This is a genomic window from Paucilactobacillus nenjiangensis (genome assembly GCF_008632615.1).
Lineage (GTDB): Bacteria > Bacillota > Bacilli > Lactobacillales > Lactobacillaceae > Paucilactobacillus > Paucilactobacillus nenjiangensis.
The window spans coordinates 352409-376967 of record NZ_CP043939.1 but is presented as its reverse complement, the minus strand read 5'-3'; the positions used below and the strand labels follow the sequence as shown (position 1 = coordinate 376967).

24 protein-coding genes are annotated in these 24559 nt (G+C 37.1%); 3 read left to right on the top strand and 21 right to left on the bottom strand.

Going from position 1 to position 24559, the window contains the following annotated elements; all coding sequences use genetic code 11:
• Positions 1-35: 35 nt before the first annotated feature.
• The 5 genes from F0161_RS01915 to gnd all read right to left on the bottom strand — a co-directional run bounded on the left by F0161_RS01915 (position 36) and on the right by gnd (position 4761).
• Positions 36-554, bottom strand: a complete 519-nt coding sequence (locus F0161_RS01915; protein ID WP_137601899.1) for an NAD(P)H-binding protein — start codon at positions 552-554, stop codon at positions 36-38.
• Positions 555-557: 3 nt separating this feature from the next.
• Positions 558-1427 (bottom strand): ATP-binding cassette domain-containing protein, encoded by an 870-nt coding sequence (locus tag F0161_RS01910; protein ID WP_150203443.1) that lies wholly within the window; start codon positions 1425-1427, stop codon positions 558-560.
• A gap of 206 nt (positions 1428-1633) precedes the next feature.
• Complete coding sequence (locus F0161_RS01905; protein WP_137601897.1) at positions 1634-2716, bottom strand: PTS transporter subunit IIC; 1083 nt, start codon at positions 2714-2716, stop codon at positions 1634-1636.
• Between the two features lie 430 nt (positions 2717-3146).
• Positions 3147-3608, bottom strand: a complete 462-nt coding sequence (tnpA, locus tag F0161_RS01900) for an IS200/IS605 family transposase (protein ID WP_150203441.1) — start codon at positions 3606-3608, stop codon at positions 3147-3149.
• Positions 3609-3852: 244 nt separating this feature from the next.
• The gene (gnd, locus tag F0161_RS01895) at positions 3853-4761 is read right to left on the bottom strand and encodes a phosphogluconate dehydrogenase (NAD(+)-dependent, decarboxylating) (protein WP_137601896.1); all 909 of its coding nucleotides are present in this window, start codon (positions 4759-4761) and stop codon (positions 3853-3855) included.
• Positions 4762-4911: 150 nt separating this feature from the next.
• Here gnd and F0161_RS01890 point away from each other — a divergent pair, with 150 nt between their 5' ends.
• Complete coding sequence (locus F0161_RS01890) at positions 4912-5754, top strand: MurR/RpiR family transcriptional regulator (RefSeq protein ID WP_190318895.1); 843 nt, start codon at positions 4912-4914, stop codon at positions 5752-5754.
• 396 nt (positions 5755-6150) lie between these two features.
• Here F0161_RS01890 and F0161_RS01885 read toward each other — a convergent pair whose 3' ends face one another.
• The 16 genes from F0161_RS01885 to F0161_RS01810 form a co-directional block, all read right to left on the bottom strand.
• Positions 6151-7518 (bottom strand): ISL3 family transposase, encoded by a 1368-nt coding sequence (locus tag F0161_RS01885; RefSeq protein ID WP_150203437.1) that lies wholly within the window; start codon positions 7516-7518, stop codon positions 6151-6153.
• A gap of 58 nt (positions 7519-7576) precedes the next feature.
• Positions 7577-8314, bottom strand: coding sequence for a DNA alkylation repair protein (locus F0161_RS01880; protein WP_150203435.1), 738 nt, complete (start codon positions 8312-8314; stop codon positions 7577-7579).
• A complete protein-coding gene (locus F0161_RS01875) occupies positions 8293-8811 on the bottom strand; it encodes a ClbS/DfsB family four-helix bundle protein (protein ID WP_071131225.1) in 519 nt (172 codons plus the stop codon). The genes F0161_RS01880 and F0161_RS01875 overlap by 22 nt, the downstream gene beginning before the upstream one ends.
• A gap of 241 nt (positions 8812-9052) precedes the next feature.
• Positions 9053-9835 (bottom strand): hypothetical protein, encoded by a 783-nt coding sequence (locus tag F0161_RS01870; protein ID WP_150203433.1) that lies wholly within the window; start codon positions 9833-9835, stop codon positions 9053-9055.
• Positions 9836-10042: 207 nt separating this feature from the next.
• A complete protein-coding gene (locus F0161_RS01865) occupies positions 10043-10894 on the bottom strand; it encodes an AbiJ-NTD4 domain-containing protein (protein WP_150203430.1) in 852 nt (283 codons plus the stop codon).
• 259 nt (positions 10895-11153) lie between these two features.
• Positions 11154-12359, bottom strand: coding sequence for an IS110 family RNA-guided transposase (locus F0161_RS01860; protein ID WP_150203428.1), 1206 nt, complete (start codon positions 12357-12359; stop codon positions 11154-11156).
• Between the two features lie 324 nt (positions 12360-12683).
• Positions 12684-14006 carry a cellulose synthase gene (locus F0161_RS01855; RefSeq protein ID WP_150203426.1) on the bottom strand — a complete coding sequence of 441 codons (1323 nt, stop codon included), beginning with the start codon at positions 14004-14006 and terminating at the stop codon, positions 12684-12686.
• An 84-nt stretch (positions 14007-14090) separates the two neighbouring features.
• Positions 14091-14435, bottom strand: coding sequence for a hypothetical protein (locus F0161_RS01850; RefSeq protein ID WP_138190518.1), 345 nt, complete (start codon positions 14433-14435; stop codon positions 14091-14093).
• Between the two features lie 14 nt (positions 14436-14449).
• The gene (locus tag F0161_RS01845) at positions 14450-14674 is read right to left on the bottom strand and encodes a helix-turn-helix domain-containing protein (RefSeq protein ID WP_071131220.1); all 225 of its coding nucleotides are present in this window, start codon (positions 14672-14674) and stop codon (positions 14450-14452) included.
• Between the two features lie 142 nt (positions 14675-14816).
• The gene (locus tag F0161_RS11780; RefSeq protein ID WP_150203424.1) at positions 14817-15842 is read right to left on the bottom strand and encodes a zinc ribbon domain-containing protein; all 1026 of its coding nucleotides are present in this window, start codon (positions 15840-15842) and stop codon (positions 14817-14819) included.
• Positions 15843-15879: 37 nt separating this feature from the next.
• Positions 15880-16092 carry a type II toxin-antitoxin system Phd/YefM family antitoxin gene (locus F0161_RS01835; RefSeq protein ID WP_070210484.1) on the bottom strand — a complete coding sequence of 71 codons (213 nt, stop codon included), beginning with the start codon at positions 16090-16092 and terminating at the stop codon, positions 15880-15882.
• A gap of 319 nt (positions 16093-16411) precedes the next feature.
• A complete protein-coding gene (locus F0161_RS01830; RefSeq protein WP_150203422.1) occupies positions 16412-16591 on the bottom strand; it encodes a DNA alkylation repair protein in 180 nt (59 codons plus the stop codon).
• 79 nt (positions 16592-16670) lie between these two features.
• Entirely contained in the window at positions 16671-18068 is a 1398-nt protein-coding gene (locus F0161_RS01825) for an amino acid permease (protein WP_150203420.1), read from the bottom strand.
• A gap of 306 nt (positions 18069-18374) precedes the next feature.
• The gene (locus tag F0161_RS01820; protein ID WP_150203418.1) at positions 18375-19766 is read right to left on the bottom strand and encodes an amino acid permease; all 1392 of its coding nucleotides are present in this window, start codon (positions 19764-19766) and stop codon (positions 18375-18377) included.
• A 232-nt stretch (positions 19767-19998) separates the two neighbouring features.
• Complete coding sequence (locus tag F0161_RS01815) at positions 19999-21159, bottom strand: MDR family MFS transporter (protein WP_150203416.1); 1161 nt, start codon at positions 21157-21159, stop codon at positions 19999-20001.
• A gap of 101 nt (positions 21160-21260) precedes the next feature.
• Positions 21261-21692, bottom strand: a complete 432-nt coding sequence (locus tag F0161_RS01810; RefSeq protein ID WP_137601890.1) for a VOC family protein — start codon at positions 21690-21692, stop codon at positions 21261-21263.
• A gap of 143 nt (positions 21693-21835) precedes the next feature.
• On the opposite strand from F0161_RS01810, the gene glpK reads away from it, so the two are divergent.
• Together glpK and F0161_RS01800 are read left to right on the top strand one after the other, a co-directional pair.
• The gene (gene glpK / locus F0161_RS01805; protein ID WP_150203412.1) at positions 21836-23359 is read left to right on the top strand and encodes a glycerol kinase GlpK; all 1524 of its coding nucleotides are present in this window, start codon (positions 21836-21838) and stop codon (positions 23357-23359) included.
• Between the two features lie 22 nt (positions 23360-23381).
• The gene (locus F0161_RS01800) at positions 23382-24557 is read left to right on the top strand and encodes a CynX/NimT family MFS transporter (protein ID WP_225423171.1); all 1176 of its coding nucleotides are present in this window, start codon (positions 23382-23384) and stop codon (positions 24555-24557) included.
• Positions 24558-24559: the final 2 nt, after the last annotated feature.

Sequence of the window (24559 nt, the reverse complement as noted above, 5' to 3'; positions counted from 1 at the left end):
AATTCTAATCATTTTTTAACTTTTGCACAAGCCCATCACTCTGAAATCCCAATTGACTGGTTCAAATAGCGATTAGGTTGGCACGCTTCACTCAGTACTTCGGCTAATTGTGATTGTCCAATTCTATCACCGTTAATCCCAGTGCCTTCATTTGAAATGACTGCTGTTGTCGCGTTGATGACGATAGGTGTCGTCCTGACGATTGTATACGGCAGTTCCAATTCATCAATCATCTTTATCGCATACTGATAATCCAAGACTAAATTTTGATAATCCGAGCCCCACCATTGTTGCAGTCTCGGTTCCTCAACTTCTCCATTCACACCAGCAATTGATAACATCACTATTTTGCTTAATTTAATTTGTTTGCCATCAATCGCATCAATCAATCCAAAGACTTGCTGATCAACATCGCTATCATTTGGAAGCCACAGTAAAATATCATCTTGTTGCAATTGATCAAATGAATTCACCGTAACAGACTCAAGTACGGTTGGTTTAATAAGTGTTGCCAAACCTTTATTCAATTGATCTACTATTAACACTCGGGTCATCAGTTAAAACCTCATCAATTCATCTTTAACGGTTACATCGCTAATTCTAATATCTGTAATGGTACTTTGCTCTAATAGTGGCAACAGCGCTTGAATATTGCCACTAAAGATAAATCTAATTTCATCATTGGCCTCACGAATCACAAAACTACCCAAGGTTTCAGCCATTGCCACTGGGAAACCAGTACCTTTCACCGTCACCAAGCAATCCGTTGTGTCATGCGTGATTAGTTTTTGTACATGTCGTAATTTTCCATTATCGATATACAAAATTTCATCTGCAAAATACTGCATTTCGGAAATAGAATCACTACTAAAAATAATAATTGCCTGAGTCTTTTTCGCAAAATCTCTGAGTAGTTGCCAAATTTGAGTACGTTGTAATTCATTCATTTCTGCTGTCGGATTAGCTAACAACAAAATAGATTTTCCCTTCGCAATTTCGACAATAATCTTAAGTTGTTGTAACCGTCCTGCTTCTAACCCGTCTGCTGGTTCAATCAGATGAATATCTAATTGTTTCAAAATTGCCGCCACTTGGTCTTTTGAAATCCCGCCATTATTTTTCTTTACTGTGCTACTAATGACTTCATCAACCGTGCCCCGTAACGAATTTTTATCATTACCATCGACATAACCAATTTGGTCTGCTAGTTTCTTACGGGCCTTATAACTGTCTTGTCCGTCAATCAAAATACTGCCATCATCTAATTTTGCCTGTCCGGCAATCAGCTCAAATAGTGAATTTGCACTATTAAAATCCGTTCCCGCAAGTGCAGAAACTGTCGCTGGTAAAAATTGACGAGAAAAATCTTCTAGTAGTACCTGTTTCTTCTCATTTTTAAATAATTTACTGATTTGAATTTTCGTCATCAATTGCTCCTCCTGAAACCACTTTCTTCAATAATACAAAAAAGTAGCGACAATTACCATTGTCCCTACTAAATTCGTACTGTTAACATTTTATTGATTTTAACGGTTCTTGCCGTTTAATCTAAAAACAGCCAACGTTCATAGTGCGAACATCGACTGTTTTTTATTAAGACTCAAGACTTATTCGGTAGAATAGGTACTATATTTTAAACGATTTCAAGGTGAAGATCGCCAGCTTCAATCCATTTGAATGCACGCATTACACGATAGATAACAACTGAAATGAAGGCAGGTAATACGATACCACAGAAGATATATACCCAGAATGAATTCATATTAGTTGAAGCTAAGTTAAGTGGTGCGATTAATGAATTCAAGCCAAGTCCACCGATTGTATAGGGAACTTTAAATCCAAATACCAAGGTACCAACAGCAGCACTAACCATTGCTGCAACGAAGGTAGGTACACAGGCAGCAGGATTTTTAAGCAAATTAGTAAATTGAACCTTAGGAGTAATCAAACTTTGGGCAATGTTGGCACCCATGTTGTTTTCTTGAATTGACATTGCGAAGAAACCAACGAATTGAGCAGTAGTACCAATCAATGTTGCACCTGATGAAAGTGGATCAAGCGCAATCGCAATTGCCAAAGCGGCTGAAGAAGCAGGTGTCATCAAGAAGATTGAGAAAGCTAATGCCAAGAGCATTGAACCAAGTAATGGATTAACTTGCATTGCACCAGCAACCCATGCACTCAATGCGTTCAAAGCAGGTGTTACAACACTACCAGTAGCCAAACCAACTAATGTTCCAACAAACGTAGTACCCAATGGAACAAGCACCATATCCAAAGGTGTCTTACCAGTTAACCATTTACCAACCATAACAGCTACAAGAGCTGTCAAAACTGCACTAATTGGTTGTCCTGTTGTCATGATGACTGAACCAGCAGCTTCTTTGGCTTGCCAACCTGTAGCGGTAGTTCCACTAACAAGTGCTTTAGTTAAGTAAGCTCCGTTAGCTCCAACAACGGCAGCAGCCATTGTACTGTACATAACCAACGTATTAACTTTAAGTTGTGACGCAACCCCGGCACCAAATGCTGCAGGAAGTAAAACTTGAATAACTGCACCAACTTGGCCCAAAGCTTGCCAATGAGTAATATTAGAAATTGATTGGAATAAAAGTCCCATTCCTAACATAACTAAAACTGCATTTGCGACAGCGGAAGATACGTTATAGACGTAATCCCGGATTGTCATTTTTCCTTCTGATTCTACATTTTGCATAATATGTACCTCTTTCCTAGATGACCTATGTGTTGAAAAATTAAAATTGCATTAGAGAACAAAACCTATTTTAATCTCGTTATCATATAATTGTCAAGGGTATCTAAAGTAATTTTTGTGCATTTTGACTAGATAGCGCTTCCAAGTGCCGCTAAGTGGCCGTTGCCAATTTTAATTTTATTTTTTTCTATTAGTAACAATAACTAAATGAGTTATTTGACCTAATTATTCTAGCCAGTTTTTTAATCTAATTTTAATTAACCAACGTTAACTAATTTCAATCATAACCGCCCGTAAAACGGGTGGTTTGTTCATGGGCTATAAACCCTATGTACTTGCCAGCGTCTCAAGGCGCTGGCTTTTTATTTCATCAAAGCCAATTGAATGCATTTGTCACTTTTACCGCCACTTTAAGTGGCGACGTTATTACTTACCTGGAACCCTTAAAAGGGTCTTCATATTCTTTAACACTTAATTTATCTACTGCTTGATCATGTTTTTCTTGATCTCTAATATATTTTGTTATGGTTGCCTCATTCAAACCAACTGTACTAACATAATATCCTTCTGACCAGAAATGCCTGTTTCCAAATTTATATTTTAAATTCGCATGTTGGTCAAACATCATTAACGCACTTTTGCCCTTCAAGTATCCCATAAAGTTTGAAACACTTAATTTGGGTGGAATACTGACCAACAGGTGTACATGATCTGGCATCATGTGTCCTTCAATTATTTCAACACCTTTGTACTGGCATAACAGCCTAATATCGTTTTGTATATCCTTCCGATATTGATTATAAATGATTTTTCTTCTACACTTTGGTGTGAATACGATATGGTACTTGCAATAACATTTTGTGTGCGCAAGACTATTAAGTTTATTCGCCATATTTAATGCTCCCTTTCGATTTTTTATGTTGGCTTCGACACCTTCATTCTAAATCTGATGGGGGCATTTTTGTATAACCCATTTGCTCTCCACCCGCATAGCAGGTGGTTTTTTGTTTCGCACACTTGACGTGCTCAACCAGGTCTAAAGACGCAAAAAAATAGCGCAAACCGATTTAAAATCGGTTCACGCTATCTAGTTAAATTCTCTTATTGATACTCTCTTGCCAATCACACGGGGTAAATTATGCCTTGTCTACCGCATGTCCACCGAAACCAGCACGCATTGCAGCAACTACTTTACCAGTAAAGTTAGTTTCTGGGTTACGCATTGAGTCGTAACGCATCATTAATGACATTGCGATAACTGGAGTTGGTACTTGCATGTTAAGTGCTTCTTGAAGAGTCCATTGACCTTCACCAGATGAATGCATACGTCCAAGCAATTCATCAAGATGTGGATCATTAGCAAAGGCTGCTTCAGTAAGTTCCATCAACCAGCTACGAACAACTGAGCCGTGGTTCCACAATTTAGCAACTGCTTCATTGTCATAATCATATTGGCTGTTTTCAAGGACATCAAATCCTTCACCAATAGCTTGCATCATACCGTATTCGATACCGTTATGAACCATCTTCAAATAGTGACCTGAACCGGCTTTACCAGTATAAAGGTAACCATCTTCTTCAGAAATTGGCTTGAAGATAGGATCAAGATACTTAGCAAATACTTCAGCGTCGTCTCCACCAATCATGAAGTTACCGCCATTACGAGCACCACTTTGGCCACCTGAAGTACCACAATCAAAGAAGTACATTCCAGCAGCAGTCACAATTTCGTTATGACGTAATGAGTCCTTAAAGTTTGAGTTACCACCATCAACAACTAAGTCACCCTTGTCAAGAAGAGTAGTCAATTGTTCGATAGTAGCGTCAGTTGGCTTACCAGCTGGTAAAAGAAGCCATGCAATTTTTGTGTCGCCTAATTTAGAAACAAGATCTTCAAGACTTGTTGCTGCAATAGCGCCTGCTTCTTCAGCAGCCTTTACATTTTCAGTTGTCAAATCAAATCCAACAACCTCAATTCCATTATCAAGCATATTTTTAGTTAAGTTAAGACCCATCTTACCAAGGCCGATCATACCAACGCGCATACTAAAAGTCCTTCTTTCATTTCGTTTGTTTTTGATTACGAATTACATTATATGCAAAAAACTATCAAAATGCAAATTATTTTTATGCAAATCATGCAACAAACTTCACAATCTGTTATAATAAACTTCAATAAGCAACAGGAGGACACCATGGCACTTCAACTATTCGATAGAATTTATTCCAAACGACCCGGCTTTGGGGCAAGTAGTCAAAAGATTGCTGATTTTTTGATTAACAACTTGCCAGATAGTAATCATCGTTCAATTCAAGAACTTGCCGATGAAATCGATACTTCCATTTCGACCATCTCACGGTTTGCCAAACGAATTGGCTATGATAATTATCCTGAATTACAATTAGCTATCAAACAACAGCTCGACAATCCAGATCAAGTTTCAGCCGATATTGACAAGCATGATTCAAACATGCTGGTAGCAGAAAAAGTTTTCCGTTCAAATAGTTCTTCTTTAAATAAAACCTTTGATTTGTTATCTGAATCTTCATTAAACCAAGCTGTAGAATTAATTGCTCACTGTCAGCAGTTAATATTTTTTGGCTTAGGTGCTTCTGAAGTAGTCGCACTAGATGGGTATCATAAATTTCTTCGGACTCAAGTTGAATCCGTCTTCAACTCTGATTACCATATGTCACTCATGCAAGCCGCTAAAATGGATGAAAAAGATTGTGCCATCGTCATCTCTCATTCTGGCCAAAACTTGGATACATTAAAAATGGCCCGGATTCTCAAAGAAAATCACGTGCCAATTATTGTTATTACTAGTTTTTCTAGTTCAGCTCTTGCAAAATTAGGGACCGTCACTTTTTACTCTGCTTCAGACGATTCAAAATATCGTTCTCAAGCATTGTCATCTTTAATTTCTCAAATGAGCATCATCGATTGTTTGTACATGTCAGTTATGCGTGACGAAGCTCGCCATAATAGTCCAAAGTTATCAAGAATTAATTCGGTGATTGAACAAACGCGTGAATAACGTGTTTCACTTTCAATTCGTGCTGATTTTTAAAACGTGCCTCCCCAAAGCAACTCCGTCACTTAGCTTAACTAAGCCAAACCAATTCCAAGTTCGAATTGATTCGGCTTATTTTTCGCTAATGCTCCGGAGCTGAACACTTTGGTCGGCACTCTATTTTTTGAAACGTGCCTCCCCCATCAATTCTCTCACCTAACTTGGCTAATCTAATCTGAAATACACAGATTATTCTTAACCTTCGTTAGATGCTCGTGAACTATTCGATGGCTTCGACACTCTATTTTTATAAATATTTTGATCCTTCACGAACTGCCAATTTTGACAGTTCGTTTTTTTTGGATAAAGTGGTCCTTTGTCAAGAAGTACTGATGACCTAGAATTTCACAATCATTAACATCAAGCTGCTAGTTTCTCCGTTGTCGGGGAATTAGCAGTTTTTTGTTGTTTTGTGAGAGATATGAAATTTTTAGAATAGAAACTATTTTTAAATGCAATTAGAATTCGAATCTTGAAGTGATAGAAGTTTCTAAACCCGTACGCAGTACGCTTTATTACTTTAATTTTGTTGTTACATCCTTCTACAGGACCTGTTGAGAAATGACAGTATTTTGTTTTAAAACTGTTTATAATCTCTTCGAAATGTTTTCGTAGAGTCTTGATGGCAGCATCCATTTCCTGTGGGAGAATTGCCGAATTTTTATCATCTTCTGGCCACAATAAGGTTTTCAGCCGTTCTGAACTTTTATTATGAATTATGAAAATGAGATCTTGGTAGAAGTTATAAGCAGCACGCAATTCTTCGGAAAGCGATAGTAAACGATTAACGACTTCGTCGTCAGTCAATTGTAAATTTTTGAAATTACGACGTTTATATCGATCAGAGCGATTTAAGTCGCTTTCTGATTTCATAATTAGTTTCCAAAATCTGTTAAGTTGGCGATATTCGGGTGACCCGTACTTAAATGATTTCATTACTTTTATTCTAAGCTGATTGAGGCCTTTAAAGGCCCGGACTACCACATGAAAATGGTCAGCAATGATAATTGCATTCGGGAAAACTTTTTGAATAGTACTTCGATAAGGGGAAAATAAGTCGACCGTAACCGTTCGAACAGCAGCACGAGCCGCCGGAGAATATCTTAAAAAGTACTTTTCAAGGGAGTGATCACCTCTGTCAGAAATTACATCTATTGGTTGATGTGTTTCAATATTCATAAGTAAAAGGGAGTATCCGCTTTTAGCAAACTTTCCCGATTTGAAATCATCGAAAGCAATGTTTCGCGATAAATAATGAAAAGATGGTTTGATATAACAAGCTAATCCTAGAATTGACCGGATAACAGTATTTGAGGAGACGTTATTGATTTTCGCAATTGTAGTCATACTCATATTTTCTTCAATTTGCATAGCGATAATTTGTTTTACGTCACGAAAAAGATGGTCTCCTTTTCTTACATCACTCAATTCAGCAAGCTCAGTATTTTTACAGCATTTACAAATGTATTTTTGCTTTTTAATTTTAAAGAAAATCAGACTTGTACCATTTTGAGCAGATTGATACATGACACTTTTGTACCCGTTTCGACTCATGACGGTTGAACATTTAGGACAAGTCATTTCGTATGTGAGCACGCAGTGCCACACGTTAGCCTCACCTTTGTCAGTCATTTCTCTAGACATAGGTTGAGAGTTATATTTAGGGTCGGGATCAAATTCTAAACGAGTATCTGTGATATTGAGAGCTAATCTGGTATTATTATCCATGGGAGATAGTTCCTTTCGTTAGATAGGGGTCAGGCTATCTTCTATTTTTTGTACAATTTTACTTGATAATAGAAAATGGCACCAGTAGAAATTCACAAAGTGAATCTCTATCAGTACCAAATATTGTAGAACCGATAATAAAGTTACGAACCCAAGTTGGATTGGTTTTACTATAATCCCGTAAAGCCCAACCAATTGCTTTTTGAATGAAGAATTCATCAGTAGTCAAATCTGGTAAAATTGCTGTTTCTAATAGACTTGTATCGGTCTTATCTTTAAATGAGAGTTGCAATGTAATTGCTACCCGCCGCATCCAGAAATCATCATTCCCATTAAATAAATCAAAAATTGTCATGGTCTCTTCTGGATGTAACAAAATAAATTTACCAAATGGCACTCGCAGCGTATCAACAGTTTCCCACCAGGAATCGATTTTAAAATAATCGACAAACTGTATTATTTCTTTGATTGTAAACCGTTTATAATTTGCCTGAATTAAGTCAATCGCAACATATTTGTATTCGCGTTCTCTTCTATTGTAGAGTTCATCAATTGTTTGCAGCAACTCAACGAGTTCAATTTGTTTTGAGAGGAATTCATAGCTGTCAAAGGACAATTTCCATTTTCCTTTTTTACTTAATTCTCTTTGAGGGAACATATCCATTGTGGACTTGCGTATGTGGGAAGATATCCAAGATTGAACCTTGTATGCAGGAATATATCCAGATAGGATTGTACTTATGAGAATAGTTTGCCAAGTAACTGAACTTAGTTTCATAGTGCTATCTTTTTCCATTTTCTTATCTTGGTTCTAAAAGTCCCAAAAGGAGCAACAGTATTAACGTGAATAAATTTATATACTTCCCATACTGCTGTTTTTGTAGCTTCATCAGCCCACTTTCTCATATGAGGTAAAAATAATTCTTCATCACTTAGTACATCAATCATTTTATTGATTGAAATAACATTTCTGTTTAGCCTATCCTTTAACTCCTCTAAGGATAAATTTGCATAGGTATCTGAAAACCACTGATATAATTCACCAAGCTGATTCCACCTAAACATATCTGATGGTGTCTTTACTGTTAAGCCATTTTTCTCATCGGCTTCCCATTGCAGGAGCAATGTTGTCCAGCCAACTTGATAAGCAAGGTTTTCAGATGGTGTTCTGTCAACTTCGTCAACGCTTTTGTCTTTCAGTGATTCTGGGATATTATTAAATTCAGAAATATACTTTTCAAAACTTTTATTTATCTCAAATTTTAGCTCTTCTTTATCTTTATATGTTCTCATAATACCTCCTGTTATTAATACAAGGTCTAATTGATAATAATCTTTCTAGAAAAATAGAATAATTACGATGGTAAACCTCTTGAACCTCTATGGCTCAAATTTGTAACATAAATGAAATCGGGGAATTAATCCACTGATGGCTTTCGTATGTGGGAAGCTATCAGTTCCTTTATCCGATTTGAAAAAATGCCTCCGACAAGTTGGAATCATGTTTGTCCCGAAAAACTTGTCTACTCAGTTTTTATTCCAGCAAAGAATGTATTACTTTAACAATGGTCAATCCGTAATCAACAAAGAAGCTTTTTTGTTCTTCCGAATAGGTTTTTCTTTCCGATATTGCATCATCTGTGGCATGCCTAAAACAATGCATTTTCTTTCTATAGCTTGTTACTACATCGTTAGAAATATAATCAAAACAAATCGTAAAATAATCAAGTGTAAGAAACTTACCGTTCTTCTTTAATAAACTTTCTATTAAATTTGCTATTTCTGCAAGTTTTTCATCTGTACTCATATTATTGAATGATGCTTGTCGGTTTGATATCTCAATAAACTTTTGATTGATTGAATCATCTATATCAACATAGGTTGTTTTCTGTTCAAATGTCAACCTTGCAACAAATGTTCTTCTGACAGCATATCGAACAGTCCCATTATCATCATCTCCCTCTGCAATAATTCTGTTTCTAATTTCTCCATAAGTAAAGTCACTAGGTGCAACAGGTGGTCGTGCCAATAATCTAGGAAATTCTTTTATCACATATCCTACTTTGTATAAATAATACGATATGAGATAAAACCAACATTTATTTTCACTACCAGAAAAATCTACATCTGGCTGGCATAGTTCCCTAAACTTTTTTATCGATTCCTCTGCATCATACACCTCAAATTCATAATCCTCTACTTCCGTATAACCACTAAATACATTGTAAACATTATTAACGTTCTCAATCGAATCGTAAAAACGATAATGATATTCATCCTTTTGTATATTTTGGAAGTAAAAATCTTTTAAATCCATACTGTCACTCCAATTCTTTTGATCAATTTCGTAATGCATCTTCAGATAATCATCACTACAAATTCTAATTTATAAAGTTACTCGGGCTCATTACCGCACTTTATTTCATCACCATCTGGTAAAGTCCAAAGCTCGATGATACAAGCATTATCCTTAAACAAGATATTGTATTGCTAAAGCAATTAGTGATAAACACCGATTAAAAAGCTAATCGTAGTAGCGGATATCGGTGATATCAATCTTATTAGTTTCATGATGACGAATGCGGTATTTATTTCCTATATCTGTCAAGGTCTTAAATTCAGCATTAAATAGATCTACAAACTTATCATTCCCGTTTGCCATATCATTCACTATTTTTTCTGATGAATGTTTCTTATCTAATATTGTATAGTAAGTTTTTAAGCGTTCTAATGCATCCCATATCTTTTCAACTGAATCTTGCCGAGCTGCTTGGTTTGGTGTTTTATATAATGCAACGGCATCTTTCAACAACTCTCTTGAGCCTTGCTCATGTACCGATGTAAAAGATTTTTCTATTTCCGCTGTAAGTGGACTGTTCTCAACAATTCTTGCAATAATCTTTTCGTCCGTAAGTTCATATAACAACCCAGACTCAGAGAATATTTCATTTATTGCCTCTTGGAAATTTGCAAATACATCTGAAGAATCATGGCAATCTATCGTTTGGTAGTTTCGGTATCTCTCATTATTCCATCGTTCTGAGATATCCTTAATATTTTGTGCAAAGAACTCAATAAGGTCTAAAAGCGAATATTGATCGTATTCATCTCCATATTGCGGTGTGCTAATTCTGTTATACTCATCACGAAAGAGAGATGGTATTCTTATCTTTATTCTTGTTGCGAATCCGTTTTCATCAAATGCAATATAGTCGCTATCAGTAAAGTCGTGATGACAATTTAGAGCAAAAATATGTGTTAAATTCTTTTGATATCTTTTGCAGCAATCTAAGAGCAATGAATACATATCTCTGTTAATAGAATATGTCTTTTCCTGCGGTGCTCTTATACCATGTCTTTCAGAGTATAATCTCATAAGTCATCTCCTCATAAATTTGTTTTATATATTAAGCCACTAAAATGACCATCATTAATTTAGAATCTGTTTTCTACCATTAGTCAAGGGAAACCTCGTTCTAATGGTTTTTTATTTTAATAAAGCATGGCTACAGGCCTATTTAATAACGTATATGAACTGAAAAAGATCAATTAAATTAAATTGAGTGTACACAAAATAAACATCTCTAGTATTCCTAATTTTTGAGATGCTATAATGTATTTGAATGGATAATGATCTACAGTTCTGGCGTGAACTTCATAGGGTCATAAAATTCATTATTTTTGATGAGGTGGTAGATGGTTCGATTGAGCCTTCCCATCGCAGCTATGGCAATCTTCTTGGTGTGAATGTCACCGGAAGATTGCTTTTTTCTTTGATAGAACAGACTAATGTTACTAGGATGATATCTTGAGACACTCACTATATTCAGTACAGCTTTGAAAAGTATTTTACGAGCGTAGGTATTCCCACGCTTCCTGATGTGCTGTCCCATTTCAAAGTCCCCAGATTGATATTGAATTAAGTCAATTCCGATATAAGCATTAATCGCATTAGGTTTTCTAAATCTGCGGATATCTCCCAATTCAGCCACCAAACATACTGCTGTTTTAATACCAATTCCTGGAATCGATTGTAGAATGGGAATTTCCTGAAGATTAGCTGAAATTTCAGTCATTTCGTCAATCGTTTTCTTCTTCAAAGTATCGAGTCGTTCTACTTCTCCGGCTAAATAAATTACAGCTTGGACGGCATGTGTGCAGTTTTCAACAGCTGGAGCTGAATTATATGCCAAATCTTGTAAGTGCTGGGCTAGAACCAGCGAACGACGTTCACCCATGTTCTTAGGTGTCGCTTCAATAATTAGCCGAGCCAGTTCGGTAATTCCCATTTCTAAAACCAGAGATGGATGTGGAAACTGCTGAACGATGTGCCAATACAATGCACCATCGGTGACACTTAAGAATCGTTCAATTTCGGGGAAAGCCAGTTGTAGTTTTTGATGTAATCGATTCTTAGCCCTAACAATATCTTCATTCAGCTCTTGATATGTCCGTTCTAAATCATGCAGTTCTGAATAAACTGGTTGTTCCTGAAATGTTGGCTTGTAGTGATGTTGTGACATCGCCATTGCCAATGAAACTGCATCTAATCGGTCATTTTTATTGTGGCGAAAACTATCCATATCCTTCTTAGCTGCTAAAGGATTAATTTCTGTATATTGCCAACCGTTACGAATCAGAAATGCACGTATACTGCGAGAATAGATTCCTGAAGATTCAAAAATTATCTGTGGTGATGTTAAGCCATCTAGCTCATCTTCAAGAATTTCAAACCCATGCCGGTCATTTTGAATTTTGAATTCTTTGTAAACCTTTTGTTCAATCAAAATTGCTATATTGGAGCTGTGCTTACTTACATCAATACCAAATACGATATCCATGACTAACTACCACCTTTATGAAAGTTGTATTCACTGATTCACTCATCTCAATTTTCAATACACGACTTTAAATAGCCAACGGACTTCGAGCGAGTTAATTTGTGAACCAAATGAAGTTGCCAGTTTTTGTGACGACGTCACCAGAAGGTGCGCCAAATAGACCTTCGACATGTCAACTTCATTACCACTTTAGCAAAAAAAGAAAAAGTGGTGAATCATAATTCCGTCGAATTATGATTCACCACTAATGTTAGTCAGTTTTCGTGGGTTAATTTCATCACTGAACAAGTTCCAATATCGAAAAACTACACTAAAAGTTCTTATTTACCAATAATACTTTTCTTCTTTTAAGAATTTATTTTTTTCTTCATCAGATTTGTAATGTTCTCTTTTTCCCAAAAGTTCGTCCTCAGCTGAGATTGTAGGATCAATCCAATCGGCCTTTCTTGACATCCACTCAATGGTTTCTTGATCAGCTTTATCACTATCTTTCAGTATACCTACAAACTTCCTGATTTCATCGGCAAGCTTATAATCTGAAAGCATATTTAGAAACTCTCTTGTTTTCTTCTTTTCTTGATCTATGCGTTCTTGAAGCATTCTTGCTTTTTGCTTTGCTTCTTCACATTTACGTTGTGCTTCTTCCCAATCTTCCCTTTGAGTACGAATTTCGAAATAACACTGATAAAACAGAATCACTATTTCAGGGAGCATGTCTTCCAATTTATTCGATTTTGTATCTTTAATATATTTACCATTTGACATCTTAATTCTTAATAATCCATTGGGTATGTAGTCATATTTTCGAATATTTGGCTTAGAGGCATAGCTGTGTCTCTTTACTTCATCATTGTATTTAACTAGCTGCTGTGCTTCTTCTTTGGTTAATTCGTGGTTTACTTTGTCTGTACTCTCAATAACTTCAAAGCTTACAATATCCTTACCAATTTGAATTCTTAAATCATCTATTATTATTTCTCCTAGTTTTTCAAAAATTGTACAAAGCATATCTAATATTCTATAAAGTCTAGGTAGCTGTTCCTTGGATACATCCTTAATAAATTTTGGCTGAGACAAATCATTTCTTTGATATCTTGGATCATAATAATCTCGTTCAGATGCTTTTACTCTTTTATTCCAAGCAATAATGCTTTCTTTATAAGTAATAACTTTTTTATGAAGTCTTTTGCTCTCACTAATTTCAAATTCAGACAAAATTTTTATAATAGAGTCTTTCTTCTCCCTCTCTAAGAAATTAAGAGAAGAATATAAAGTGTCCCTATCAAATAAGATCTTTACCTTGTTGATAGTTTTATTCTGATTAGAATCAGTTTCAAGAGTTTTCTCGGTATTAATTCTTTTATCTTTCTCAAATTCTACAACAGTCTCTTTTTTCTGAATTCTACTTCTCTGTTTCTCTACTTCAATATCACTTATTTTAGAATCAGGAAGTGGAGTTATTAAATTGTCTATATCTAAACCGTGCTGTCTATTATAAAAATACTTGCCACCAGGTAAAGGAATGCTGATCTCTTTGCATTGGTTTAGTAGCTTCTGATAGTTTAAACTATATTTAATAGCAACTTGACGAGCACTAGTTTCCCATATCTCTTTATACAATTGTTCTCTAGTGAACTTCATCATCATTTGTACCACCATCCTTTCCTTTTGACATGAATTTCAAGTTCGCATTTTTATATTTTCCTAGCGAAAACGCATACTCAAAAAGTTCTAATTCTCTGGTACCTCGTTTTCGCTTAATATAAAAAGCAGTTCTTGTTTAAGGTTAGAAAATTCTTCTACGATTTTATCTAACCCTTTCTCAATATTTTGAACATGGATTTCGGAAATTGTTCCATGATTATATGCGATTAATCTCTCTGCAACGATATGATAAGACCAACTCTCACTGAACCTGCGATCCTTTTCTTCGTTATGAATAGCAAGACCTATTGGCAGTAAGTTATTTCTCATACCAATTCCGACCGCATTTGGTGAAATACCCAGATAGTCACCAGCAATTTTTAACGTAACTTTTTTGCAATTTCTTATTTCTTCATCTGTATATTTTCCCATAATAACCGCCTCCTTTACTCGTTACCCGTCTTTATTTCATTGCCATCAGGCAATATAAAAGCCTGCACAAACTTGACACCTAGCACATCAGCAATGGCCTTCAACTCATCCAAGGTTACTGTTTCTCGTTGTAATTTTTTATTGAAATTCTGTGGAGTCTGGCCAATACGTCTAGCAAGTTCGGAAACACTTATATTCATTTGCTCACACAGTTCTTTAATCATTTCTGCCGTAGTCATACAGCACCTCCAAGTTTACGCTAAGAATATTATAAACCATTTGGTTGATAAACACAATAGTTATTAAAATATTATTATAATCAGCAAGCAAAAGAAAACCCACAACTCTACTGTAGAGTCATGGGCTATTTACTTCTGGTTTTCATATTTCCATTTCGATGCCAGATTTGAAGGCTATGACGAAGTGGTCTTCATAGACTGTAACGCTCTGGATTATCTTCCTTACAAGCTTATCATCATATTCTAAGGTGCGGAATTTGTTCTTGCGGATAAATTCAATCAGCTCATTGATTCGCTCGTTCTCGCCACTGAGGGAGGCATCTTCTACTAAAAGGATCTGTCGCTTGTCTCTCAGCTCATCAATCTCATCTGCTAGGTGTTCATAGTCTTGACCCTTGTTCGCCAGCTTGATAAGTTCTTTTTGCTTTTCCTCCAGTAAGTTGTTAATCTCTGAAATTTGATACTCTGTGGTTTCACCAATCACAGCATGAATGTTCTCTTCCAGGGTCTTTATCATGTTGTTGCCACCAGCAAGTAGCTTATTAATTGCGGTCATTACAGCACCATAGAGTTCATCTTCTTTTACGGTTCGGTTCTTACAAACTTCAGGACCTTGCTCGATTCTAGTCACACATCGCCAGACAAATTCTTTTCTGCCATGAATATTCCAATAGGTTCTCCTATAAATATTGCCACAATCTCCACAGAAGGTGATGGCACTTAAAGCGTACTTGCTACTATAAATTCGTTTGTTCTTGCTTGCTCCTGTGTAGATATTGCTTCTTCGATGAATTGGGTTTTGGAATATAGCAATTAGACCAGAGACTTTATCTACGAGCTCCTTACCAGAACCTAGTTCATCCGGATTATTAAAGCTAACATCAGGAAGCGCTCCCACTAGCTTATTATCCTCGAGAAACTTTTGAAGAATTACATCAACTCTTTCACCAACATCTGGTTTACCTTTTGCAGCAATCAAGTCGTCAAATGAGGCACCTTCATTTACTGTAAATTCAGCAAAACGTTGCCCTTTATATCTGTCTGATACATACTTGAAGAATAACAATACAAGTACATAATCTTTATACCTTGAAGGTTCTACTCCACCTCTTAATTTATTACAAGCCTCCCATAATAGGGAATACAATTCTGATTTTTTCACAGCCATTCATTTAACCTCTCTCATCTATTTAAGTGTTTTATATTTAGTATTCAGTAATATCTATACCTGCTTTTAATAATCTTTCATATCTCTCGTGGGAGATAAGAACTGCTACAGGTTTTCCATTTTTCAAAACAAAAGCTGTTTTATCTTCATCTGATAAACCAGTAATTAATTTTGATGATTGTCCTCTAAGAAAATCTGACATGTTATAGAATTCCATCGGTTCCTTTTGGACTTTATCTTCCTTATCCATACCTAAATCCACCTTTTCTTTTTATCATAACATTTTACTACTCTTATTTAAACCTTTATATGTACTTGAAAAGTAATTACTTTATAAGTGCATTTCAATCTTGTTTCTCTATTCAAGCCAATAGCCATCTTGTCAACTCACCACATTTTTGCCAGCAATCTTTTCAACTCACCAAGCCTATATTCAAATTAGTAAATCCGGTGAGTAATCCACCACTCTTGGATATCTTCCCACAAAGCAAAAATCCGTGATTATCCTTCCGGCTTAGAACCAGACCTCAAACCACGGAAAGCCTTTATTTACTTGCTTTTTTACACTCTTATTTATTAACCCTTGACATCAATACAACCGTCTCAACATGTTTTGACTGTTTAATAACAGCTTTCGTTTGCTTAGTTCGTTCTGGCTTAGGCACGCCAACAAATGGAAAATGATTTTTCATATATTTTTCCATACCTACTCGAGCATCCCCATCGCCAATCAGCATCAATTTATCCATAATTCACCTTTTCATGTGCTTTTCTCAACATTATACATGAAAAAAGCTTAACCTCAGTTTGAGATTAAGCTTGATTTAATTATCCTTTAACATTCACTGATGAACGACGACGTTCATCAATCAAACACCAGCCTCCGAACAAGATAGTCCAGATGACTGCCCCTGTGGCAGGCACGGCACTCCCTGGTACAAAGAACAAGCTAATGAAAATTGCGATAAATGCGACAATCGTAATCACACTTGTATACTTGTAGCCTGGCATTTTAAAGCCATCTGCTAAGAAGTCGGTTGATTGACGATACTTACGATGAGCTAACAATGACAGGGTGTAAACGATGATATACATGTCACTCGAAACTGAGGTAACCAGTGTAAAGACCGCCGTTAAGCCCCCCGTAATATTCATTAATGGAGTAACAAACACCAAAGCTGCTGAAATAATAATGGCGGCAGCTGGTACACCATTTTTAGAAATGGTAGCAAAATGACGATGCAAGAATGAATCTTCAGATGATTCTTTCGCTAATTGATAAAAGTGACGACCAGCTGAAAAAATACTACTGTTCAAAGCTGAAGCGGCAGAAGTCAAAACGACAAAGTTAATCACTGCTGCCGCAGCTGGCAAGCCTGCTAAACTAAAAACTTGAACAAATGGGCTTTGTCCCGCTGTCAGTTGACGCCATGGAATAATCGCCATAATCACAACTAATGCACCAATATAAAAGAGTAAAATCCGAATTAACGTTTCATTAACGGCCTTTTTAATAATTTTACGTGGTGATTTTGCTTCACCAATTGTAATACTAACAAATTCAATTCCTTGAAAAGCGAAGAATACCATTGGGAATGCAGCTACAAAACTTCCAACCCCTTTAGGAAATAATGAGTAGCCATTAGAAATATTGGTAAATGTTGAATGGCCAAATGGTGTTTTAAAACCAACCACCGCCATATAAATTCCGACTGCAATCATGGAAATAATAGCGATAATCTTAATCATCGCAAACCAAAATTCGGCTTCACCGAATAATCTTGCGGCAACTAAGTTAACACTTGTCAAAATAACAAGAAAGACAACTTCAATCAGCCATGCCGGTATTCCAGGCAACCAATATTGTACATACGTGGCAACCGCGGTAATCTCTGCCATACAGAGAAAAACTAAACCAATCCAATAAGTCCAACCAGTAAATCGCCCAACGCCATCACCTAAATAACGAGTTATAAATGCAACAAACGTATGTTGAGATGGATCTGAATAAAACATTTCACCAATGGCGCGCATCATTAAGAAAAAGACGACACCCAATAACATGTACACAAGTAATATTGATGGTCCAGTTTTGGAAATTGTGCTACCAGCCCCCAGGAAAAGGCCTGTTCCAATTGTTCCACCAATCGCAATCAGCTGCACGTGTCGATTGCTTAACGCCCGTTTAGTTCCATCTTCATTCGTGGTAATTGCTTCTTTTGCCATGATAAACCCCTTTTCAAAATGAATATATTCATTAAATTTGCGACTTTTGAATATAACACAGTATATGGGGAATTTTTTACTAACGCATTATTCAAACTCAACAAAATGTGTAAATAAATTGTACACAATGTACAAATAGATAGGTCTATACCATCAATTTTATCTTTGTCACGTTTGCTTACATTAGTTGTTACATTCTCGCCGAATTTTAATTAAATCCAACAAAAAATCGACCCTTTTTCGAGTCGATTTACGAATTAGCTTAATTGCCCACCGATTAAGTTAATGTTTTGTTTGATAGTTAATTTAAATTCCAACCGTCGTCTTTCCACGTTCTTCAAAGACACAATAACCACCGAATGCTAAGGTCCAAAGTACTGCACCAATAGCTGGCAATTGACTTCCTGGAATAAAGAAGAGACTAATGAAGATTGCTGCAAAGGCTAAGATGGTAATCGCACTGGTAAAGCGATACGCTGGCATTTTAAAACCATTTGGTAAGAAGTCAGTCGACTGACGATACTTGCGATGTGCCAACATAGATAAAGTATAAACGATGATATACATATCACTAGAGATTGAAGTGACGATGGTAAACATGGCGGCCAAACTGTGAGTCATGGTCATCAATGGAGTAATGAAGACTAGCAAAGCAGAAATTAAAATTGCTTTAGCAGGAACCCCTGTTGATGAAATCACTGCAAAGTGACGACGCATGAATGATCCTTCTTCAGATTCAGTAGCCAATTGGTAAAAATGTCGTCCGGCCGAGAAAATACAACTGTTCAATGCAGAAGCGGCAGAAGTTAAAACGACAAAGTTGATAACAGCTGCAGCGGCTGGCAAGCCAGCCAATTTAAATACTTGAACAAACGGACTTTGATTGGCTGTCAGTTGGTGCCATGGAATAATTGCCATGATAACAACTAATGCTCCAATGTAGAATAATAAAATCCGGAAGAGTGTTTCGTTAACAGCCTTTTTAATTACACTACGAGGATTTTTGGCTTCACCAATTGTGATACTGACAAATTCAATTCCTTGAAAGGCGAAAAATACCATTGGGAATGCTGAAATGAATCCCCTGACACCTTTAGGAAATAGTGAATACCCATTTGAAATATTAGTGAATGACGATTGTCCAAAGGGTGTTTTGAAGCCTGTGACTGCCATGTAAACTCCAACTGCAATCATTGAGATAATTGCTACGATCTTAATCATGGCAAACCAGAATTCAGCTTCACCGAATAATCGAGCAGCAATCAAATTAACGGCGGTTAAAATGACTAAGAATGTCACTTCAATTATCCACGATGGGACGTTTGACAACCAATAATGAACGTACGTAGCAACGGCGGTAATTTCAGCCATACAGACAAAGACCAAACCTACCCAATACGTCCAACCAGTAAACTTACCAACGCCATTACCTAAATAACGAGTGATGAAGGAAACGAATGTATGCTGCGTCGGGTCTGAATAAAACATTTCTCCGATTGCCCGCATCATCAAGAAAAAAATAGCTCCTAAAATCATATAAACAATTAAAATTGATGGTCCAGTTTTGCTAATAGTACTACCCGCTCCTAAGAAAAGCCCGGTACCAATTGTTCCTCCAATGGCGATCAACTGCACATGTCGATTACTCAGTGCACGTTTGGTTCCATCTTCATTTGTTGTAATTTCTTCTTGTGCCATATTGTTAACCCCTCTCCGACTTAACGGTTGATTAATGTTCTCACGCGTTCATGAGATTAGAAATTAGTATATGGCCAAATTAAAGTTAATTCATTGGTTAAATAATACAAAATATTCGTTATTTTTATGCCTTTTAGCTAATTCAAGCAAAATAAGAAATCGCTGTAATTCACAGCCGACAAAGCATATGTCATGTTTTATAACATATAAAAAAGACTACCTAAAAAATCAATTAAGTAGTCTTTTTCATTCGTCTAACTTGATTTAGGAACAGTCCCAAACTCAAAATCATTAGGATGCCCACGGAAAGAAACAAACTTTGATAGCCTAAATGGTCAATGATTAGGCCACCATATAATGGGCCCAATGCTCGACCAACCGAAATTGCAATATTGACCATTCCTTGATACTTACCTGTGTCTGACTGATTCGTTAGTTCATCCACCCAAGCAGGAATCCCGGGTAACCCTAGCATTTCGCCAATCGTTAAAACAACAAAATCAATGATAAATCCCCAAAAACTATCAATAAATATCAACATTATAAACGAGGCTGCAAAAATTACCACGCCAATTTCAATTTGACGTCTCAGTTTTAAGTATGGTGCCAGCATATTGACAAATGGCTGCCCAATAATAATCAAAATTCCATTAATCGTCCACAGCATGCTATACGCATAAAATGGAATGTGCATGTTCGTTAAGTGAACCGCCATCACGCTTTCCCATAAGGCATAGCTCAAATATGAGGTAGTCACTAACACGCAGATTAGCCACACTAATTTAGAAATTTGTAAGTTTCCAGTGCCCTGGCGTTTATTCTCCGGTTTAGTTGTGCGTCTCTCAATTGGAACTTTGAACTTGAACACGGTAACTAAGAAGAATAAGACGTAAAAGAAGGTAGTGACGCCAAACACAATTTGAATTCCCATGGGCAGCAAGATTCCCACTGCTAACGTTCCAACGACCACTCCTACATTGAGCGCCATGTACAAAATATTAAACACAAAGCGCGATGATTTCCTTTTAACTGACGCCGCATAGGCATTAACCACCGTAATATTGGCCCCATCCCCGAAGCCGACGACTGTCAACAGAACAGCAAAAACTGGCCAATCATTAAAAAAGATGAGTAAAAAGACGGCTACCATCGCGATTGTGACTGACACCACCGCCGTTTTATACGGATCCCAATGGTCAAACAACCAGCCACCTAAATAATTACCAGCAACCATGGCTGATGACATGAACAACAGCACAATTCCAGCTGTTGACAGGCTTTGGTACAAATAATTATGCATATAAACCGTAGTCAGCGGCCACATCAACGCTGCCCCTGCGTTATTTAAAAAGTTTGCAATCACAATCCACTTGAGTTTTAGCGTCTTGCTCATTTGAATACCCCAATAATTTCTGTTGACCAATTAACCTTACACAAATTATAAGCACTGAACCTTCTTGACTCAATCAAAGAAGATTCAATGCTCATGATTAACTATTTATCTGGATCAATTCTAAACATCCAAGTGATCCCGTATTTATCGACCAACTGTCCTAATCCGCCACCAAAACTTTGTTTGCTAATCGGAAAAATGACTCTCCCGGTTTGTGACTGGGCAACATGATCAAACAAGTTTTTAGCTTCAGTAATTTCATCTGTGCCAAAATCTAATAAGATGGACACACGCGACGACGTTTGTGGTGCATCCATAATGGCATCTGCACACATGATATCGACACCGGCGATGGTGAACCCACCATGAATCGTCGTATCTTCAAGCTTGTCAACGGGTAATCCGAAGCCTTCTGCTTGTGCTTCTGTAATTTGTTTTCGATATTGTTTTGTTGCGAAAAAGACTTCTGTATAATACTCAATTGCTGATTTTGCGCATTCAAATGATAGATATGGATAAACCTGTGCTGACATTATTTTCCTCCGACCGATGGGCTAGAATATAAATTATAGAGTTAAATATCACTTCCGTCAAATTACCTTATGTGATTCTTTTGTATATTAGTGATTTAAAATGCTATTATTAAGGAAGCGATTACATGATTGGAGGATATCTCATGGCATTACAAGAACCAGATAAATATATACTCTCAATTGACCAAGGTACTTTAACGACTCGAGCAATGATTTTTAACCATAAAGGCTTCAAAGTCGCCGAGACCGAACGTCCGTTAAAAAGCTTCACTCCCCAACCCGGTTGGATGGAGCATGAAGCCAACGAAATTTGGAACGCAGTACAACAAGTTATTGCGACCATTTTAATTAACACTAGCATTCAACCACAAAACATTGCCGCTATCGGCATTACCAACCAACGTGAAACAACCGTGGTTTGGAATAAAAATACTGGCGAACCAATTTACCATGCAATTGGTTGGCAGTCACAGCAATCAAGCAAAATCGTTGATGATTTAATTAAAAACGGTGAACAACAAAAATTTCGAGACAAAACTGGCCTGAATATTAATACTTATTTCTCCGCCACTAAAATTAGGTGGATTCTTGATCACGTGGATGGCGCACAAAAAGCTGCCGAAAATGGTGATTTGCTTTTTGGTACCATCGATTCTTGGATTGCTTGGAAACTATCAGATGGGGCAACCCACGTAACTGACTATTCCAATGCCAGCCGGACGATGTTATTTAATATTCATACACTTGAATGGGATCAAGAATTGTTAGATTTAATGAACATTCCCCTTCAAATGATGCCTACCGTGCGTTCTAGCTCGGAAATCTACGCAACGACCCAAACACTTCAATTTTATGGCGCCTCAGTTCCTATTTCTGGAATGGCTGGAGATCAACAGGCCGCACTGTTTGGTCAAGCCGGATTTGAAGTTGGTAACGTCAAAAATACCTATGGACCTGGTTCTTTTATCATTATGAACACCGGTTCAGAACCTCAACTTTCGGATAGCAATTTAATTACAACGATTGCATATGGTGTCGACGGTAAGATTACGTACGGCCTCGAAGGTTCTATTTTCGTCGCCGGTCAAGCCGTCGATTGGCTGCAAGATAACTTAGGCATGATTAACAACGCCTTTGAATCTAGAGAAGCCGCCTTAGCCTCCACCAATAATGATGAAGTCTACGTCGTGCCGGCTTTTAATGGCCTCGGATCACCATATTGGGATCCCGATGCTCGTGGATCCGTCTTTGGACTCACCCGTGGAACAAATAAAAATGATTTCATCAAAGCGACCTTACAATCGATTGCCTATCAAACTAAGGATGTCGTCGAGACAATGGTCAAAGATACGGGCTTAGAAATTAATACCTTAAAGGCTGATGGCGGAGCATCACGTAATACTTATTTGATGCAATTCCAAGCTGATATTTTAAATATCGAAATTGATCGAGCAGCTGAGGAAGATACCACCGCACTGGGTGTTGCCTTTCTAGCAGGATTAGCCGTTGGTTATTGGAAAGATACCGATGAATTGAAAGCAATTATTGCTGATGGTAAAATATTCAAACCAGCTATGGAAGAATCCAAGCGTAAAACGCTTTACAGTGGATGGAAAAATGCCATCTCTGCAACCCAGTTATTTAAGCCATTAAATAACACCAAATAAATTAAGAATAGGATGTGTTTTTTTGTCAAAGGTTCGCCGCCAAGGCATTTTCTTTGTGCTTGGTATCTTTTTGTTAGGCGCTTGTATGAGAACGCCGATCACCTCAATTCCATCAATCGTCAGTAATATCGCCAAAACAATTGGCGTGCAACCCAGCGATTTAGGAATTTTAACGACCTTACCATTGGTCTGCTTTGGGTTATTTTCAAGCATCGTACCAGTAATTAGTCGAAAGTTCGGGAATGAAATCACGATTGCCGGCGCATTAGCAGTACTATTCATTGGTTCGTACTCACGAATTATTAACGTTCCAACTCTATTTATTGGGACGCTAATTGTCGGAATTGCAATCACCTTCATTAATGTTTTGCTGCCAGCGATTATTACTGAGGTCACACCAAATAAAATTGGGACTATGACCAGTGTCTATACTTTCGCGTTGGCTCTTTCGAGCGCGATTGGCGCTGGCTTTAGTTCCCCATTAGCCAAGGCAACTAGTTGGCAGTTTGCCATTCAGATTTTAAGCTTGATGGTATTCGCCACTTTCATTTTGTGGTTACCAAATCTTCGCCGTAAAGCACCAGCAACGACAGCTAAAAGTGAGACAGTCAAAGTTCATCCTTGGACCAATAAAAATGCTTGGTTGATTTTAATCTACTTTGGCGTATCGTCATTAGTCTTTTACACCTTAGTCGCTTGGTTACCAACCATTGCAATTGGTGTCGGCATTTCAGAAACTAACGCCAGTCTTTTAGCCGGGCTGTTTCAATTTGTCTCAATCATTCCGCCATTTTTCGTGCCCGGATTGGCCGTTCGCATGACGAATCGTAGTCCGATTATCATTGCTGGTGCTGGTGCGACTATCGTTGGTGTCTTTGCGCTCTTATTCCCAATTAATTCGATTGCTTATTTCATTGTCATCAATACGATTTTAGGGATTGCGACGGCAACTACTTTTACACTCGTCATGACCCTCTTTGGTTTAAAAACTAAAACGCCTAGTCAAACGACCAGTTTATCTGGTATGGCACAGTCTGTTGGCTACTTATTAGCCTCAGTTGGTCCAGTCCTGACCGGAACACTAAAGAATGTCACTGGTTCATGGCACGCCAGTGAAATATTCATAATAATCGTTTCAATCATCTTTATGACGGCCGGAGTACTCGCTGAAAAAAATAAATTTGTTTTCAATTCTTAAAA

What these genes read in the sequence shown, in the direction of transcription:
- F0161_RS01810 (WP_137601890.1), bottom strand. Translation starts at nt 21,692, where the DNA reads ATGTCAGCACAGGTTTATCCATATCTATCATTTGAATGCGCAAAATCA.
- F0161_RS01890 (WP_190318895.1), top strand. Translation starts at nt 4,912, where the DNA reads ATGGCACTTCAACTATTCGATAGAATTTATTCCAAACGACCCGGCTTT.
- F0161_RS01845 (WP_071131220.1), bottom strand. Translation starts at nt 14,674, where the DNA reads ATGACTACGGCAGAAATGATTAAAGAACTGTGTGAGCAAATGAATATA.
- F0161_RS01905 (WP_137601897.1), bottom strand. Translation starts at nt 2,716, where the DNA reads ATGCAAAATGTAGAATCAGAAGGAAAAATGACAATCCGGGATTACGTC.
- F0161_RS01910 (WP_150203443.1), bottom strand. Translation starts at nt 1,427, where the DNA reads ATGACGAAAATTCAAATCAGTAAATTATTTAAAAATGAGAAGAAACAG.
- F0161_RS01815 (WP_150203416.1), bottom strand. Translation starts at nt 21,159, where the DNA reads ATGAGCAAGACGCTAAAACTCAAGTGGATTGTGATTGCAAACTTTTTA.
- F0161_RS01830 (WP_150203422.1), bottom strand. Translation starts at nt 16,591, where the DNA reads ATGGATAAATTGATGCTGATTGGCGATGGGGATGCTCGAGTAGGTATG.
- F0161_RS01835 (WP_070210484.1), bottom strand. Translation starts at nt 16,092, where the DNA reads ATGGATAAGGAAGATAAAGTCCAAAAGGAACCGATGGAATTCTATAAC.
- F0161_RS01880 (WP_150203435.1), bottom strand. Translation starts at nt 8,314, where the DNA reads ATGGAAAAAGATAGCACTATGAAACTAAGTTCAGTTACTTGGCAAACT.
- F0161_RS01850 (WP_138190518.1), bottom strand. Translation starts at nt 14,435, where the DNA reads ATGGGAAAATATACAGATGAAGAAATAAGAAATTGCAAAAAAGTTACG.
- F0161_RS11780 (WP_150203424.1), bottom strand. Translation starts at nt 15,842, where the DNA reads ATGGCTGTGAAAAAATCAGAATTGTATTCCCTATTATGGGAGGCTTGT.
- F0161_RS01855 (WP_150203426.1), bottom strand. Translation starts at nt 14,006, where the DNA reads ATGATGATGAAGTTCACTAGAGAACAATTGTATAAAGAGATATGGGAA.
- tnpA (WP_150203441.1), bottom strand. Translation starts at nt 3,608, where the DNA reads ATGGCGAATAAACTTAATAGTCTTGCGCACACAAAATGTTATTGCAAG.
- F0161_RS01915 (WP_137601899.1), bottom strand. Translation starts at nt 554, where the DNA reads ATGACCCGAGTGTTAATAGTAGATCAATTGAATAAAGGTTTGGCAACA.
- F0161_RS01860 (WP_150203428.1), bottom strand. Translation starts at nt 12,359, where the DNA reads ATGGATATCGTATTTGGTATTGATGTAAGTAAGCACAGCTCCAATATA.
- F0161_RS01870 (WP_150203433.1), bottom strand. Translation starts at nt 9,835, where the DNA reads ATGGATTTAAAAGATTTTTACTTCCAAAATATACAAAAGGATGAATAT.
- F0161_RS01865 (WP_150203430.1), bottom strand. Translation starts at nt 10,894, where the DNA reads ATGAGATTATACTCTGAAAGACATGGTATAAGAGCACCGCAGGAAAAG.
- glpK (WP_150203412.1), top strand. Translation starts at nt 21,836, where the DNA reads ATGGCATTACAAGAACCAGATAAATATATACTCTCAATTGACCAAGGT.
- F0161_RS01825 (WP_150203420.1), bottom strand. Translation starts at nt 18,068, where the DNA reads ATGGCAAAAGAAGCAATTACCACGAATGAAGATGGAACTAAACGGGCG.
- F0161_RS01875 (WP_071131225.1), bottom strand. Translation starts at nt 8,811, where the DNA reads ATGAGAACATATAAAGATAAAGAAGAGCTAAAATTTGAGATAAATAAA.
- F0161_RS01820 (WP_150203418.1), bottom strand. Translation starts at nt 19,766, where the DNA reads ATGGCACAAGAAGAAATTACAACAAATGAAGATGGAACCAAACGTGCA.
- F0161_RS01885 (WP_150203437.1), bottom strand. Translation starts at nt 7,518, where the DNA reads ATGGATAATAATACCAGATTAGCTCTCAATATCACAGATACTCGTTTA.
- gnd (WP_137601896.1), bottom strand. Translation starts at nt 4,761, where the DNA reads ATGCGCGTTGGTATGATCGGCCTTGGTAAGATGGGTCTTAACTTAACT.